This window comes from Streptomyces sp. R302, from assembly GCF_012927245.1.
Classification (GTDB): domain Bacteria; phylum Actinomycetota; class Actinomycetes; order Streptomycetales; family Streptomycetaceae; genus Streptomyces.
Window position 1 is genome coordinate 247,688 of record NZ_JABBGE010000009.1, and the last position, 14,087, is coordinate 261,774.

Sequence of the window (14,087 nt, forward strand, 5' to 3'; positions counted from 1 at the left end):
CGCGGATCGGGTCGGCTCAGTGGAAGGCCAGGGCGATGGCGTAGCTGTCCTCGTGCATGTGGTAGCGGGTGATCTTCCCGTCCGTGACCCGGAGTTCGAGCGCGAACTCCGAGGCGAAGCTCTTGCCGGTCGCGGTGACGCGGTACCGGAAGGAGCCGAGGACGACGGCGAGTTCGCCGTCGACGAGCGTGTGGGCGGTCTCGAAGGACTCGGGGGTCATGTTCTCGCCGGCCATCCGGAAGAAGTCGCGGACGTCGGAGTGGCTCTCGCGCCGGCCCATCCACGGGATGAGCGCGGTGTCTCCGGGGGTGAACCAGTCGACCGGCTCGGCGACGAACTCCAGGGCGCCTTCGACGTCGCCCTTGCTGATTCGGGCGAAGAACGCCTCGACTGTGGAACGGGTGTCTGCGGTCATGGCCGGAACGGTACGCACGGGATCGCGTCACGAGACAGACCCGGCCAGTGGTACCCACGGCAGCCATATGAAGGGGCGGGTACTGGCTCGCCTTCGCTTCTTCCCCGGATGCTCGACGCCTAATCAACCGACAGGAAGCGAAAGGCCTCTCATGTCAACGATCAACCAGTCCGGGGAGACGCTGGAGGGGCAGCCGTCGGCGGCGAAGCCGCCCCCGGCCCCGGCCGACGGGAAGATGACGCGCCGTCAGACCATGGTGCTCTTCCTCCTCCTCGGCGCCCAGTTCACCCTGGCCGTGGACTTCTCGATCATGAACGTGGCCGTCCCCGTCATCGGCCGCGAACTGCACTTCTCCCAGGAGAACCTGCAGTGGATCGCCACCACCTTCGCCCTGAGCGCGGCCGGCTTCAGCCTGCTGTTCGGCCGCATCGCCGACCTCGTCGGCGCCCGCAAGGTCTTCCTCGCCGGCCTCGCCCTGCTCACCGTCGCCTCCCTGCTCGGCGGCCTGGTGGACGCCTCGGGTCCGCTGCTCGCCGCCCGCGTCGCCCAGGGCCTGGCCACCGCCATGGTCACCCCCGCGGGCCTGGCGCTGCTGACCACCTCCTTCCCCGAGGGCCCGCTGCGCGACCGCGCCCTCGGCCTCAACGGCGCCATGCTCTCCGCCGGATTCACCTGCGGCGCCATCCTCGGCGGCCTGCTCACCGACGTGCTGAGCTGGCGCTGGGGCTTCTTCATCAACGTCCCGATCGGCCTCCTGCTGATCGTCGTCGCCCCGATGCTCCTCGCCAAGGGCGAGGTGCGCCGCGGCGGCAAGCTGGACATCCCCGGCGCCGTCACCGTCAGCGCCGGCCTCATCGCCCTCGTGTACGGCATCTCCGCGGCCGGCGAGTACGGCTGGGCCGACCGGACCACCCTGGTGTCCCTCGCCGCCGCCGTCGTCCTCCTGATCGCCTTCGGCCTCATCGAGCTGCGCGCCCCGGAGCCGCTGGCCCCGCTGCGCGTCCTGGGCCTGCGGAGCGTGACCTGGGGCAACATCGGCGGCGCCGCCACCTTCATCGGCTTCACCGCCATGATCTTCCTGATCACCCTGTACCTGCAGGACGTGCTCGGCTACTCGGCGATGTCGACCGGTCTGACCTTCGGCGTGCTCGGCGTCGGCGCCTTCCTCGGCGGCGTCACCGCCCCGCGCTGGATCGGCGCCCTCGGCGGCAGCAGCGCCGTCCTGGTGGCCGGCCTCCTCGTCCAGGGCGTCACCGTCGGCGCGCTGTACTTCGCCGGCGACGCCCGCGGCTGGCTCTACGCCGTCCTCGGCCTGGCCTTCCTCAGCAGCTACGCCCACGTCGTCGCGATCGTCGGCTTCATGGTCACGGCCACCTCGGGACTGCCCAACGAGCAGCAGGGCCTGGCCACCGGCATCACCACCCTGACCCAGCAGGTCAGCATCACCATCGGCATCCCGATCATGAGCGCCATCGCGGTGGCCCAGATCCGCGCGGCGAAGGACTCCTCCGTCGAGGCCGCCACGCTCCACGGCATCAACGTCGCCATCCTCGCCAACGGCCTGATCCTGGTCGCCGTCGGACTGCTCGTCGCGCTCTTCGCCAAGCGCCGCGCCGCGGCCGCGAACGACTGACCGGACGGCACCCCCCGAACCCGCGGCCGGGGACCACCCCCGCCCCCGGCCGCGGCCCCCGGCACGTCTTCCACTTCGCTTCAGCTTCCGCGCAAGAGGAGAACGATGAACCACCCTCCCGAATCCGGGGCGCTCCCCGGCTTCTCCGGCTTCCCCGGTCTCTCCGGTGACGGCACCGACGTCCTGATCGTCGGTGCGGGGCCCACCGGCCTGATGCTCGGCTGCGAACTGCGCCGCCGCGGCATCGAGTGCACCGTCATCGACCAGGCCCCGGACGTCGACCCGCGGACCCGCGCCGTCATGGTGCACGCGGCGAGCCTGGAGACCCTCGAAGACCTCGGCCTGCGCGCCGGGCTCGAACGGCAGGGGGTGCGCCAGCACCGCATCGCCTTCCACCTCCACCACGGCGCCGTCCACACCGTCGAGTTCGCCGGACTCGACACCCCCTACCCCTACTACCTCAACCTCCCGCAGCCCGCGGTGGAGCGGACGCTGGCCGCGGCGTTCACCGACCGGGGCGGCCGGCTCCTGCGCTCGGTCCGCTACGACGGACACCGAACGGACGGTCCCGGCGGACAGCTCCTCGTCGAACTGGCCACGGAGCAGGGCGTGTTCACCCTCCCGGCCCGCTACCTGGTCGGCGCGGACGGCGCGGGCAGCGGCGTACGGCAGCGGCTCGGCATCGCCTTCGACGGCATCACCTACCCCATGAGCTACCTCCTCGCCGAGGGCCGCCCCCAGCAGGCCGTCGACCCCGACTCCTCGGCGATGTACGTGGGCCCCGGCGGCGCCGTCTCGCTGCTGCCCCTGCCCGGCGGCCTCGTCCGCATCGCCGGCCCCGCCGCCCCCGAACTCCTCGGCCGCGACGAGGCGGTCACCGGCGCCGCGTTCGCCCGGGCCGTCGACGCCCTGGGCTTCGGCGCCACGCTCCACCTCGCGCACACCGACCGGCTCGCCCACTACCAGGTGCACGAGCGGCTCGCCGCGTCCTTCCACAGCGGCCGGGCCGTCCTCGCCGGCGACGCCGCACACCTCAACTCGCCCGCCGGCGGCCAGGCCATGAACACCGGCTTCGCCGACGCGACCGCCCTCGCCTGGCGGCTCGCCGCCCTCGTCGAGGGACGGGCCGACGAGACCGTCCTGGCCGACTACGCCGCCGAGCGCCGCCACGCCGCCGCCGAGGTGGGCCGGGCGACCAGCGCCCTCGGCCTGCTCCAGGCCATGCGGGAGGCGACCACCCAGGAGCTGCGGCAGCGGGTCCAGGAGACGCTCGCCGGATACGCCGAGGCCTGGAGCCAGCTCTACACGACGTACGCCGCCCGGCCCGCCGCCATGCTGCCGCGCCGGGAGACGTACCAGCTCGTCCCGGGCGCCCGCGTGCCCGGCCACGTCCCCCACCCGGGCCGGCCCGTCGCGCTGTTCCGCCCCGGCGCCCGCCCGGAGGCGTACCGCGGCCTGCTCCCCGCGGGCACCCGCGGCCTGGCCCTGTCCACCCGCCAGTCCGCCTGGCTGCCCGCCGGCGCGGACGCCGTCCTGGTCCGCCCCGACCGGCACGTGGCGGCCGTCCTCGTACCGGACGCGCGGCGGCCGGACGGCACACCGGACCACCGTCGAGAGGAGGTGGCCGCGTGAACCGGGCCGCCCGGACCACCCCCGAGGCCGAGACCGTCACGATCGCCGGTACCGGCAGCTACCTGCCCGAGCGCGTCGACGTCGAGAAGGCCGCCGCACAGTACGACGAGAGCGGCGAAGGCGACCGGATCCGCGCCACCGGATACGCCGCCGTCTGCGCCGAGGACTCGCTCTACCCGGCCGACATGGCGCTCCTCGCGGCCCGCGACGCCCTGCGCGCCGCCCGCGTCGAGCCGCGCGAACTCGACCTCGTGGTGATCACGTCGATACACCGCCACGGCCACAAGCGGCTGTGGGCGCCGGCCTCCTGGCTCCAGTCCGAGCTGGGCTGCCCGCAGGCGCTGCCGCTCACCGTCAACCAGGGCTGCAACGCCCAGATGCTCGTCCTCGACATGGCCGCCGGATTCCTCCGGGGACGCGGCCGGGGCACGGCCCTGGTCGTCGCCGCGGACCGGTTCGCCTCCTCCGGGTTCGACCGCTTCACCGCCGACTACGGCATCGTCTACGGGGACGGCGCCGCCGCCGCCGTCCTCACCTCCGAACCGGCGGGGAAGGACCCCCGGCCCGGCGGCTGGCGGATGCTGGCCCGGCACACGGTCAGCGCCCCGCACCTGGAGGGCCTGCACCGCGACGAGGAGCCGTCGCCCGAACTGCCCGAACTCCTCGCGGCCGAGCACGACGTCCGCGCGGCCAAGCGGCGCTACCTCGCCGAGCGGGGCAAGGACCAGCTGCGCGACAGCACCCGCGCGGCGGTCCGGGAGATCCGCGCCGCGCTGCTGCCGGACGGCGACGACCCCGCCCTCCGCCACGTCGTCTACCCCAACCTGGGGCTGCCGCTCCTCACCGAGAACTACTTCCCGGAGTTCCCCGGCGGCCGGGACCGGTCCCTGTGGGACTTCGGCCGCACCGTCGGCCACCTGGGCACCGGCGACCAGATCGCCGGCCTGCACCACCTCACCGCCCGGGACGGGGCGGCGCCCGGGGACCGGGTGCTGCTGCTCGGCGCCGGCGCCGGCTTCACCTGGACCGGCGCGCTCCTGGAGCGGGCCGCTTGAGCCCGGCCCCGTCCCGTACCGCGTCCCCCGCCGAACCGACCCACCCCGAGAACCACGTCACGTCCCATCACACGACAAGGCAGGTTCCTTCCATGACCGCAACGCTTCCCGAGGCATCCGGACTGAGCTACACGCGCACCGTCGACCGCGGCCTGGTGCACCGTGACTCGGTGGGCGAGGTGTTCCTCACCGACCTGAAGCCGGTCGACGACACCGGCTACCTGGCGGGCGCCCAGCTGCCCCGCTCGCACGCCTACTACGGCGACCACCTGCTGCGCCCCGGCATGTACGACCCGGTGCTGCTCCTGGAGGCCTGCCGGCAGTCGGCCCTGGCCGGCGCGCACGCCTTCTACGGGGTCCCCACCGGCCACAAGTTCATCCTCACCCACCTGCGCATCCACCTGACGCGTCCGGAGCGGATCGTCGTCGGCGCGGCGCCGTGCGCGATGACCCTGCGGGTCGCCGTCTCCGGCCACCGCAAGCGCGAGGGCCTCACCACGGGCCTCGACTACGACATCGACATCGACGTGCGGGGCACCGTCATAGGCCGCGCCTCGGTCGGCCTGCGGTTCAAGTCGCCCGAGGACTACCTGGTGCTGCGGTTGCGCAACCGCGACGGCAAGGCGCTGCCCAGCTCGGACGCGTACCCGCACACGGGCCGCGGCGGCTCGGTGGAGCCGTACCGCGTCGGCCGGAAGAACAGCGACAACGTCGTGATCGACCACGCCACGCGGGAGGGCGCCACGGCGCAGGCGCTGCTGCGCGTCCCGGGCGACCACCCGAGCATGTTCGACCACCCGCAGGACCACCTGCCGGGCATGGTGCTCGCCGAGGCGGCCCGCCAGCTCGCCCTGTACGGGGCGCTCGACGTGCACGGCATGTCCCCGTCGCGGACCTTCCCCACGGACCTGTCGGTGGTCTTCAGCCGCTTCGGCGAGCTGGAGCACGCCACGGAGCTGACGGCGGAGGTCGGCGAGGTCCTGCGGTCCGACCGCGACGCCGCCGGGGCGTACTACACGCAGGGCGGCGTGGTGGAGCTGGGCGAGGACGAGATCGAGGGCGAGGGCGACCGGGCCGGCGTGGACCAGCTCCGGGTGCGGGTCGACGCCCGGCAGGACGGCGAGTCGATCTGTCTGTTCAGCCTCAGCTTCTCCCGCCTCGGGGACCTCGGCTGATGGCGGCCGGGACCGGCCGCCCCGGCGCGGCCTTCTTCGACGTGGACGAGACGCTCGTCCGGGTCAAGAGCATGTTCTCCTTCCTCCGCTTCCACCTGGCCCGCCGCGGCGAACCGGACGGCACGTACGACCGGCTGACGGCGGGTCTGCACCGGGACGCGGCGCGCGGCGTGCCCCGCGCGGAGATCAACCGCAGCTACTACCGGCTCTACGCGGGCGAGCGGCGGGCGGAGCTGGCCGAGACCGGCCGGGCCTGGTTCGACGCGCTCCTCGCGGACGAGGACGTCTTCCTCGGCGAGACCGTGGCCCGGCTCGAACGGCACAAGGAGCGGGGCGAGTTCGTGGTCCTGCTGTCCGGATCCTTCCACGCCTGCCTGGACCCGATCCGCGAACACCTGGGCGCCGGCTGGGCGATCGGCACCCGGCCCGTGGTGCGCGACGGCGTCCTCACGGGCGAGGTGGTCACCCCGATGATCGGGGCCGCCAAGGGCCGGGCGGCGCGCGCGGTCGCGGCCGTGCGCGGCCTCGACCCGGCCGCGTGCACCGCGTACGGCGACCACGGCAGCGACGCCGAGCTGCTGGCCTTCGCCGGAAAGGCGGTCGTGGTCGGCGACGACCCGGTGCTCGCCGAGCACGCCGCACGCCTCGGCTGGGAGCGTCTGGCGACGGCCCCGGCCGCCGCCCCGGCGCCGGAACCGGCGGCGAGCGGAATCCGATGAGCTTCCACCCACCCTCAGGAGAGGTCATGCACAACCCCATCGGGATCGTGGGCACCGGCTCCCGGCTGCCCGAACAGGTCGTCGGCAACGACGAGATAGCCCGCACCACGGGCGTCTCCGACGAATGGATCGTGCGCAAGACCGGGATCCGGGAGCGCCGCAGGGCGGCCCCGCACGAGGCCACCTCGGACCTCGCGGCCGAGGCCGCGCGGGCGGCCCTCGCGCAGTGCGGCCTGAGCCCGGAGGACGTGTCGTACCTCGTCGTGGCCACATCGACGCCCGACCACCCGCAGCCCGCGACGGCCGGCATCGTGCAGGACCTGATCGGCGCCCGGCGCGCGGCCTGCTTCGACATCAACTCGGTGTGCAGCGGCTTCGTCTACGGCCTGTCCGTCACGGAGCGGATGCTGCGCGCGGACGGTGGCCTCGGGTACGGCCTCGTCATCGGGGCCGACATCTACTCCCGGATCCTCGACTACACGGACCGCAGGACGGCGATCCTCTTCGGCGACGGCGCGGGGGCCGTCGTACTGGGGCCCGTGCCCGCGGAGCGCGGAATCCTGCGGACCGACCTGCGCACGGAGGGCGACGCGCACGGCCTGATCAGCGTGCCCGCGGGCGGTAGCCGGCGGCCCGCGTCGGCCGAGACCCTGGAGGACGGCGGGCACTTCTTCCGGATGGACGGGCGGGGCGTGCGCGCCTTCGTGAACGAGCGGCTGCCCGCCGCCGTCCGCGCCCTCCTGGAGCGGTCGGGCACGCGGGGCGAGGACATCGCGCACATCGTCCCGCACCAGGCCAACGGCGTCATGCTGGCCGAGGTCCGGCCCCGGCTCGGCCTCGGGTCGGCCGCCATGCACCTCTCGCTGGAGCGGTACGGCAACACCGGCGCCGCGTCCGTGCCCGTCACCCTCGACGAGGTGCACCGCGCCGGCCTCCTCGACGAGGGCGACCTGCTGGTGCTCACCGCCTTCGGCGGCGGCATGTCGCTGGGGTCCGCCCTGGTCAGCTGGGCCGCGACCGCGCACGCCGGGGACCGCTCCGCCGCCGCGGCGGCCACGCGCCCGCTCGCGGAGCGGCACCGGGGGCTGATCCCCCTGCTCCCGGCGGGCCTGTAGACCCGGGGTTCCCGCCCCCGATCGCGCCGCCCCCGACTCGTGCACCCGTACGGGTCGGGGGCGGCGTCGTCATGCGGGGCCGCCGGCCGGGAGCCAGCCCTCCGCCGCCGCCAGCGCCAGCGCCGTCTCCTCGAAGCGGGCCGCCACCGGGGCCGGCGGCCCGTCCGGCAGCGCCAGGTGGATCCGCTGCGGCGGCGCGTCCTCCAGCGGGATCCAGCGCAGCCAGTCGGCCAGCCCGTCCCGCGACGTCTCCGGCACCATGCCGACCGCCTGCCCGTCGCGCAGCAGCCGCTGCGTGGGGTCGAAGGCCATCGGCCGCTCCACCAGCTCCGCGCGCAGCCCGGCCCGCGCGAACAGGCCGACGAGGGCGTCGTACGCCGTCGGGTTCGCCTCGCGGGCGTGGACGAGCACCGGGTACGCCGCCGCGTCCGCCAGGCGCGCCGACGCGGCCCCGGCCAGCGGATGGTCCTCGGAGACCAGCAGCCCCTGCGCCGCCTCGCGCAGCAGCCGGGTCCGCACCCCGGCGGCCGGGGTCATGGTGCGGACCACCCCCGCGTCCGCGCGGCCCTCCCGGATCGCCTGCGCGAGGGCGGGCGTCCGCGTCATCTCCGCGCTGACCCGCAGCTCCGGATACCGCTCCGCCAGGGCCTCCACCAGCTGCGGCACCGTGCCGTACCCGGTGGTCGCGCTGTACGCGAGCCGCAGCAGCCCCCGCTCGCCGCGCCCCGCGCGCCGGGCCGCCTCCCACACCTCCTCCAGCGCCTCCAGGGCGGCGGGACCGCGCTCCAGGGCGGCCTGCCCGGCCTCGGTGAGACGGACCGTCCGGGTGGTCCGGGTGAGCAGCTGGACGCCGAGCCGGCTCTCCAGTCGGCGGATCTGCGCGCTCAGCGCGGGCTGCGCGATGTGCAGCCGCTCCGCGGCGCGCGTGAAGTTGCCCTCCTCGGCGACCGCGAGGAAGTAGCGCAGGAGCCGGGCGTCAGGACTCACCGGCCCAGCCTAGGCGCCGCCCCCATTCATAGCCAGTGCTTCTGAATCCATAGCCGGCCGGTCTTTCCCTCACCGGGCCGCCCGTTCCTAGCGTGGGGACATGACCACAACACCCCTTCCCGAGAGCCCCCTTCCCGAGGCCGTCCGCGCGTACGTCGGCACGCCCGAAGGACCCGAACTGCGCAAGGTCGACCTGCCGCGGCCGGCTCCCGGCGAAGTCCTGGTGCGCGTGGGCGCGTTCTCCGTCAACCGCGGCGAACTGCGCCTGTTCGCCAAGCGCGCCGAGGGCTGGCGCCCCGGCCAGGACCTGGCGGGCGTCGTCGTCCGCGAGGCCGCCGACGGCAGCGGACCGGCCGTCGGCACCCGCGTCGCGGCGATGGCCGACTTCGGCGGCTGGGCCGAGTACACCGCCGTCCCCACCGACCGGCTCGCACCGGTCCCCGACGGCGTCACCACCCAGGAGGCCGCCACCCTCGGCGTCGCCGGCCTCACCGCCCTGCGCGCCCTGCGGCGCGGCGGTCCCCTGCTCGGCCGCCGGGTGCTGATCACCGGCGCCAGCGGCGGCGTCGGCTCCTTCGCGGTGCAGCTCGCCGCCGCCGAGGGCGCGGAGGTGACGGCGCTGCACGGCAGCCGCCGCACGCTCGATCTGGGCGCGCTCGGCGCCCGCCACGTGATCACCTCGCTCGACGAGGCCGAGGGCCCCTTCGACCTCGTCCTGGAGTCCGTCGGCGGGGAGGTCCTGACCGCCGCCCTGAAGATGCTCGCCCCCGTCGGCCACCTCGTCCTCCTCGGCACCTCCTCGGGCCGCACGGCGGCCCTCTCCATCTCCTCCTTCGTCCCGCACGCCCGCCAGACCCTGCACCCCTTCTGGGTGTTCGGCTCCGGCGAGTCCGTCGCCGAGGACCTCGGCCTGCTGCTGCGCACGATCCGGGACGGGCGGATGCGGCCCGTCGTGGCCCGCACCGAGGGCTGGGAGCGGCTGCCCGAGGTGATGACCGCCCTGCGGGAACGACGCCTCGCGGGCAAGGCCGTCCTCCTTGTCGGCGGCGCGTCGTGACCACGCCGCCGCCCGCCCGCATCGCCGTCGTCTCCTCGGGCTTCAGGGCCTCCACCGGCCGCCGGGTCGCCGACCACGCCGCCGGCCGCGGCCACGACGTGCGCTTCGTCGACGACGTCGAGGACGCGGACGCCCTGCGGACCGCGCTGTACGACGCGGACGCCGTCATCCTCGTACCGAAGCGCGGCGACCCCGTACGCCACACCGAACACGCCACCCGGCTGCTCCTCGCCGAGGCCGCCGCCCGCCCGGCACCGCCGCACCTCGTGCTGCTGAGCTCCTTCGCCGTCGGCCACGGCCCCGCCCACCCGCTCAACCGGACCGCCGCCACGCTGCTCCCGGCCCGGATAGCCGCCGAACGGGCCCTGCGCTCCGGCCCGCTGCCGTACACCATCGTCCGGCCCACCTGGATGACCGACGACCCGCCCGGCTCGCACGCCCTGACCCTGACTCAGCATCCGCGCACCGACGGCATGATCTCCCGCGCGGACCTCGCCGCGGCCATGGTCGCCGCCGTGGAGGAACCGTCCGCCCGCGGCACGACCTTCGCCCTCTTCAACGAGCCGGGCGAGCCGCTCGCCGACTGGGACGCCGCCTTCACCGCCCTGCGCCGGGACGCCGAGGGCGTCGACACCGACGACGCCGACCCCGACGGGGAGGACCTGTCATGACCGCGTTGCCCGCCGCCCAGCACGCCTGGGAGGACACCTTCCTCCACGACGAGGAGGGCCGCCCGCTCGCCCCGCGCTTCCACCGGCTCCTCCTCCTCGACATCACCGGCGGCGCGCCCACCCCCGCCGACGCCGCGCACCTGGAGTCGGCGCTGCGCACCCTGGAGCGCGAACTCCCCTACGGCCCGCAGGGATTGCTCACCTGCCTGGGCTGGGGACCCGGCTATTTCGAGAAGCACACCGGCGTCCGGTCCCCGGTCAACCGGCCCGTCCCGATGGCGCGTTGGGAGAACCCGCGCCTCGAATCCTTCGACGCCTGCCTGCACCTGGCCGCCGACGACGAGGAGACCCTCGCCGAGGTCACCGGCCGGCTCTTCGGCGACGGCCCCCTCGACCAGGGGGGCCTGCTGCGCCTGACTGAGGCGCGCACCGGCTTCGTCGGGCGCGGCCTGCCGGCCGCCCGCCGCCCCGGGTCCGGCATCCCGGGCCGCGCGCCGCTGATGCTCGGCTTCCACTCGGGACTGCGCGGCAACCAGGCCCCCGAGGAGCGGATCTCCGTCGCCTCCGGCCCGCTGCGCGGCGGCACCACCATGCACGTCAGCTACATCGAACTCGACGTCGACAGCTGGTACGAACAGGACGCCGACACCCGCAGCGCCCTGATGTACTCGCCGCGCGTCGGCGCCGACGAGGCGGAGAAGCTCGTCGACGACGCCACGAGCGACGCGGACAGCCTGCCGAAGGTCGCCGCCGACCACGGCCGCGTGGGCCACGCCCAGGCCACCGGCCGCGCCCGCCTCGCCGGCGTCCCGCGCATCAACCGCAGGGACTTCGCCACCCTCGACCACGGGGTGCCCGGGACCCACTTCGTGTCGCTGCAGCGCACCATGGAGGACTTCAACGCCACCCGGGCGACGATGAACGCGGCCGACGCTCCGACGCACGACGCGCGGATCGGCGTCCGGCGGCGCAACGGCATCAACGCCTTCATGGAGGTCCGCAGCCGCGCCACGTTCGCGGTGCCCGTGCGCCGGGACCGCGCCTTCCCGTTCCTGACGGCGGACTGAACGGCGGACTGAACGGCGGACCGATCCGTCCCGAGGGGCCCCTCCGGCATCCGTTAGAGTCGTGCGGAACCTCACGGAGGGGCCCCATCCGCATGCCCGGCACGTCCGCGAACAGCGCCGTCACCCGCAGCACCCTCAGCCGGCAGATCGCGGACGCGCTCCGTGACGAGGTCCTCGCGGGGCGTCTCCAGCCGGGCCAGGAGTTCACCGTCAAGCAGATCGCCGAGCAGTACGGCGTCTCCGCCACCCCCGTCCGCGAGGCCCTCGTCGACCTGTGCGCCCAGGGCCTGCTCGACTCCGACCAGCACCGCGGCTTCCGCGTGCACCGCTTCTCGGTGGCCGACTACCGGCAGATGGTCGAGGCCCGGATGCTCGTCGCCGACGGCCTCTTCCGCGGCCACACCCCCCGGGCCCGGGCGGCGCTCCACGAGCCCGACGCCGACATCGGCGTCGTCCTGGTGTCGATACGCCGCAGGGGCGAGGCCGCCGCCCGCGCCGCCCTCGCCGGCGACCTGGACGTCCTCATCGGCTACGACCTGCGGTACTGGCGCGAACTGGCCCGGCTCGTCTCCGGCAACGACCCCATCGCCGACTTCCTGCACCGCCTCCGCGTCCAGGCCTGGGCCTTCTCCGTGCCCCACCTGCGCGCCGAGCGCGAACTCCACGGCTGGCTGTGGTCCGGCCACATCGAGCTGATCGACGCCGTGACCCGCGGCGACGCGGACGCCGCCATCGGAGTCGTACGCGGCTACAACGCGCACTCCCTGGAATGGGCCGACCGCCTGGAAGCCCGGCTCGCCCGATGACCCGCCCCGCCCCGGTGCACCGCCCGCACCCGGTGTCCCGCCGCCGGGTTGAGGCCGTTCTTCCCGGGGCAGGCCTCCCACGGGTGGGCGTCGTCGGCGCCGCCGACTACCCTGGCCCTCCCCGGAACTGACGGAGAGCGAGCCTCCCTTGGCCTGTGACCTGTGGCTGGTCCCCCTCGTCGACGTGCTGTGCCACAGCCCCGACAACCCCTTCGCCGAAGACCTCGCCGCCTACGACGCCGTGCTGAGCGCCGCCGGTCAGCCGACCGTGCCCGTGTACGCGTACATGCCCGGCCTCTCCGGCGACGTCGCCCCGGTCGCCGGATTCGACTACGAGGCCCTGCACTTCCTGCGCCGGGCCTATCTCCTCGCGATCTGCGGACTGCCGGTCGAGCCGGTCGGCGAGCTCGGCGGGGACTACGAACAGCTCCTGGAGATGTTCGAGGCGACCGCCCAGCAGTCCCACCTGGTCTGGCACTACGACCACGCGGGCGCCTATGTGCCGGTCGACTTCCCGGTCCCGCTCTCCAACGACGAGCTCCTGGAGGGCGGCGGTCCGCTCGGCTCCTCCCACGGGCTGCTGAGGGAACTGGAGTTCGTCGCCCCGGCCCTCGGCATCGACCCGGCGAACCCGCCGGCCGCCCCGGCCCCGCCCGCCCGGCCCACCGAGCTCGAGGAGCCCGCCGCACCGGTCCCGTACGAGGACGGCCCCTTCGCCCGCGAGCGGCACGTCTGGCTCGGGCTGCACGCGGCGGCCACCCGCAGCCTCGCCCAGGGCTCGATGATCATGCTGAGCTAGCCCGCCCCCCCCCGGAGCCCCCTCAGCGGGTCTCCGGGGGACGCTGGCGCGGCATGTTGGGCCGGGTGCCCGGCGGCAGCGGGAAGCGGCCGGACGGGTGCGCCACCTCCGGCCGGGCCGGTACGACCCCGACCGACTGGAGCGCCAGCGGCGCCGGGCCCGAGCGGAACTCGACCATCCAGTCCGCCGTCTCCGCCCGGACCAGCTCCGTGATGTCCTCGGAGAACCGCCGCAGCACCCCGAGGCACCGCTCGGCGGCCTCGCTGGCGGTCCCCTCCGTCGGTCCGAGGACCTCCCGCACGCTCTCCGAGGCCCAGTCGAACTGCAGCGCCTGGAGCCGTCGCTGCACCGCCTGGGCCGTCGCCACGTCCCTTATCCACCCCGAGGTCAGCCCGAAGTACCGGTCGCAGGCCATGCAGGCGGCGCCGAGCAGCAGCGACAGATAGCCCCAGCCGGCCGTGCCCTCGGCGACCCCGGTCAGGTCGAGCAGCGGCAGCGCGGCCCCGGCGATCACGCCGAGCGCCGTACCGACCCGCAGCACGCGCGCGCAGCGGCGCTTCCAGACCCGGTCCGAGAGGTACCACTCGGCGGTGCGCAGGGCGCCCGCCTCCACCCACCGGTAGAGCTCGTCGAGGCGTTCCGCGGGCTCGCCCCAGTCGCCCAGGGGGAAGGGCTTCCCCGTCAGATCTCTGTGGACGTCTTCCCCGGGCTGCCCCGGCGGCTGCATCTCCGGCTGGTGGCTCACCGGGGGACTCCTCTGTTCAGCCCAGCGTTCGTGTCGCTCGTGTCCTTCTGTGACGTGCGGTGCACGTGGTGCCTGCCCTTCCTACCGCCGAATGGTGGGCGGCGGGCCCGGAATCCCGGGATTTCCGCCCGCAAGAGGGTGTTGATCAGGTAGAGGAGCCCGCAGTTTCTCACTCGAAAGAGTTGTCGCGGCAGGGCGGTCCCCGACCACG

14 protein-coding genes are annotated in these 14,087 nt (G+C 74.7%); 11 read left to right on the forward strand and 3 right to left on the reverse strand.

Annotated features, from left to right (window positions below):
- Positions 1 to 16: 16 nt before the first annotated feature.
- Positions 17 to 415, reverse strand: a complete 399-nt coding sequence (locus HHL19_RS27545) for a nuclear transport factor 2 family protein (protein WP_169093045.1) — start codon at positions 413 to 415, stop codon at positions 17 to 19.
- 151 nt (positions 416 to 566) lie between these two features.
- Between HHL19_RS27545 and HHL19_RS27550 the strand changes: the two genes are divergently transcribed.
- The 6 genes from HHL19_RS27550 (at position 567) to HHL19_RS27575 (ending at position 7,744) form a co-directional block, all read left to right on the forward strand.
- Entirely contained in the window at positions 567 to 2,048 is a 1,482-nt protein-coding gene (locus HHL19_RS27550; RefSeq protein ID WP_240981899.1) for an MFS transporter, read from the forward strand.
- Between the two features lie 105 nt (positions 2,049 to 2,153).
- Positions 2,154 to 3,680: an FAD-dependent monooxygenase gene (locus HHL19_RS38260; protein WP_169093046.1), complete on the forward strand. Its 1,527-nt coding sequence runs from the start codon at positions 2,154 to 2,156 to the stop codon at positions 3,678 to 3,680.
- The gene (locus tag HHL19_RS37765; protein ID WP_169093047.1) at positions 3,677 to 4,735 is read left to right on the forward strand and encodes a ketoacyl-ACP synthase III family protein; all 1,059 of its coding nucleotides are present in this window, start codon (positions 3,677 to 3,679) and stop codon (positions 4,733 to 4,735) included. Before HHL19_RS38260 ends, HHL19_RS37765 begins: the two co-directional genes overlap by 4 nt.
- A 92-nt stretch (positions 4,736 to 4,827) precedes the next feature.
- Positions 4,828 to 5,910 (forward strand): ScbA/BarX family gamma-butyrolactone biosynthesis protein, encoded by a 1,083-nt coding sequence (locus HHL19_RS27565; protein ID WP_169093048.1) that lies wholly within the window; start codon positions 4,828 to 4,830, stop codon positions 5,908 to 5,910.
- Positions 5,910 to 6,629: an HAD-IB family hydrolase gene (locus HHL19_RS27570; protein WP_169093049.1), complete on the forward strand. Its 720-nt coding sequence runs from the start codon at positions 5,910 to 5,912 to the stop codon at positions 6,627 to 6,629. The genes HHL19_RS27565 and HHL19_RS27570 overlap by 1 nt, the downstream gene beginning before the upstream one ends.
- Positions 6,630 to 6,655: 26 nt before the next feature.
- Positions 6,656 to 7,744, forward strand: a complete 1,089-nt coding sequence (locus tag HHL19_RS27575) for a beta-ketoacyl-ACP synthase 3 (RefSeq protein ID WP_169093050.1) — start codon at positions 6,656 to 6,658, stop codon at positions 7,742 to 7,744.
- Between the two features lie 69 nt (positions 7,745 to 7,813).
- Here the strand turns inward: HHL19_RS27575 and HHL19_RS27580 are convergent, their stop codons facing one another.
- Positions 7,814 to 8,731 carry a LysR family transcriptional regulator gene (locus HHL19_RS27580; RefSeq protein ID WP_169093051.1) on the reverse strand — a complete coding sequence of 306 codons (918 nt, stop codon included), beginning with the start codon at positions 8,729 to 8,731 and terminating at the stop codon, positions 7,814 to 7,816.
- A 100-nt stretch (positions 8,732 to 8,831) separates the two neighbouring features.
- Between HHL19_RS27580 and HHL19_RS27585 the strand changes: the two genes are divergently transcribed.
- From HHL19_RS27585 to HHL19_RS27605, 5 genes are all read left to right on the forward strand, one after another.
- On the forward strand, positions 8,832 to 9,788 hold the full coding sequence (locus HHL19_RS27585; protein ID WP_169093052.1) for a zinc-binding dehydrogenase: 957 nt from the start codon (positions 8,832 to 8,834) through the stop codon (positions 9,786 to 9,788).
- A complete protein-coding gene (locus tag HHL19_RS27590; protein WP_169093053.1) occupies positions 9,785 to 10,459 on the forward strand; it encodes an NAD(P)H-binding protein in 675 nt (224 codons plus the stop codon). Before HHL19_RS27585 ends, HHL19_RS27590 begins: the two co-directional genes overlap by 4 nt.
- Positions 10,456 to 11,526 (forward strand): Tat pathway signal protein, encoded by a 1,071-nt coding sequence (locus HHL19_RS27595; protein WP_169093054.1) that lies wholly within the window; start codon positions 10,456 to 10,458, stop codon positions 11,524 to 11,526. Before HHL19_RS27590 ends, HHL19_RS27595 begins: the two co-directional genes overlap by 4 nt.
- A 92-nt stretch (positions 11,527 to 11,618) precedes the next feature.
- Positions 11,619 to 12,332 (forward strand): GntR family transcriptional regulator, encoded by a 714-nt coding sequence (locus HHL19_RS27600; RefSeq protein ID WP_169093055.1) that lies wholly within the window; start codon positions 11,619 to 11,621, stop codon positions 12,330 to 12,332.
- 148 nt (positions 12,333 to 12,480) lie between these two features.
- A complete protein-coding gene (locus HHL19_RS27605) occupies positions 12,481 to 13,131 on the forward strand; it encodes a hypothetical protein (protein WP_169093056.1) in 651 nt (216 codons plus the stop codon).
- Between the two features lie 22 nt (positions 13,132 to 13,153).
- Here the strand turns inward: HHL19_RS27605 and HHL19_RS27610 are convergent, their stop codons facing one another.
- The gene (locus tag HHL19_RS27610) at positions 13,154 to 13,858 is read right to left on the reverse strand and encodes an SLATT domain-containing protein (RefSeq protein ID WP_206325222.1); all 705 of its coding nucleotides are present in this window, start codon (positions 13,856 to 13,858) and stop codon (positions 13,154 to 13,156) included.
- Positions 13,859 to 14,087 lie beyond the last annotated feature (229 nt).